We start from the raw sequence: 1,283 nt of genomic DNA on the forward strand, positions 1-1,283 counted from the left end.
AGTTTTGTTTTTAGTCAAAAACTAGCATTGTAAAATTTCTAGTTGTGTAATTGAACGGGAACTTAATAATATTATTTATGCGATTGGTGGATGTTTGCTTGCTGCAATTGGTATTATCCATCCTGCTTGACTAAAACCAACAAGACCTACAGGAATATTTTTATTCTGTTGGTGAAGTAAGTTTACAGCATTGCTTGCATCTTTCGCCAATAGATTGAGATTAGTTGAATCAATATTATTTGTACCTATTTCAGGTCCATTATATACTCCACCTGATTTTCCAACTCCACGTTTGTCGTATGTTAAAACACAAATACCGTTTTTTGCCAAAAGTTTTGCAAATTCGTTCATTCGAGTTTCCTGACCTGAACCGTGAACAATTACTACTGCTACTTTGAAATTTTTAGGTTTATAGACTGTTCCGTCGAGAATTACTCCTTCACTCTTAAATGTCACATTCTCTATTTTTATTGAGTCTGACGTTTGAGCATCTATTTGATTTAAAGGTGACATTATAATTAACATAAAAAGAAAAATTTCAAAAAGAATTGAAAAATTATTGAATACTTTAACCGTTTCTAAGTCAATCGAAATATGTTTTTTCTTAATCATAATATGTTTTTATAATTTTTTTTAGCATTTTCGGTGGCATTGCCTACAACGTCAGACTGTGAAAAAACGTGCACAATCCTTGCAACAAATATACTAAAATACTTGTAAGAAAAATAAATATTTTGTGCTTTTAGTGATACAACACTCCCGAAGCTTCGGGACAAGGAATATCTTGTAATTAACTCCAGGTTAGCTGTCTAGAAGACACCATCAGCCAGGAGTATTAATTTAGGTAGGTACTCGTCACAGACGAGCACCAGTTGGGGTCATTGTTCGTTATTCGCACGCAACGGAGCTCTAACTGTTATGCATTCGCTTTTTTTTTAATCGTTAATTCTATTTTTAACGTCCATTTTTTCGTGTAAGATTCTTATAACTTCCATTTCAGGATTTTCAACTCGTTTACAAAATATTAAATGTGATTTCACCTTTGAATATCGATAATCGTTTCGAATAATCCCGAAATCTTTGGTTGTTTCAAAATTTTCCGAAACAAATTCTATTTCGTCCATTATCAAATTATAATATCGGTTCGCTTGTTCAACTGACCAATTTTCAGCCGTATAAATCCAAATATTATTCAAATCTTCTAACGCTTTTTCACTTATAATATATTCCGCCATTACTTTTGGAAATTTTCATCCAACCGTTTCAGATTTTCTGCTCGGTTA

General features: G+C 32.3%; 2 protein-coding genes. Both read right to left on the reverse strand.

Annotated elements, in window-relative coordinates; genetic code table 11:
* Window positions 1-75: 75 nt before the first annotated feature.
* Window positions 76-612, reverse strand: coding sequence for an alpha/beta hydrolase family protein (locus EKL98_RS16235; protein ID WP_126563169.1), 537 nt, complete (start codon window positions 610-612; stop codon window positions 76-78).
* A 323-nt stretch (window positions 613-935) separates the two neighbouring features.
* Window positions 936-1,235, reverse strand: a complete 300-nt coding sequence (locus EKL98_RS16240) for a type II toxin-antitoxin system RelE/ParE family toxin (protein WP_126563170.1) — start codon at window positions 1,233-1,235, stop codon at window positions 936-938.
* Between the last annotated feature and the right edge of the window lie 48 nt (window positions 1,236-1,283).

It is taken from the genome of Flavobacterium bomense, assembly GCF_003970355.1.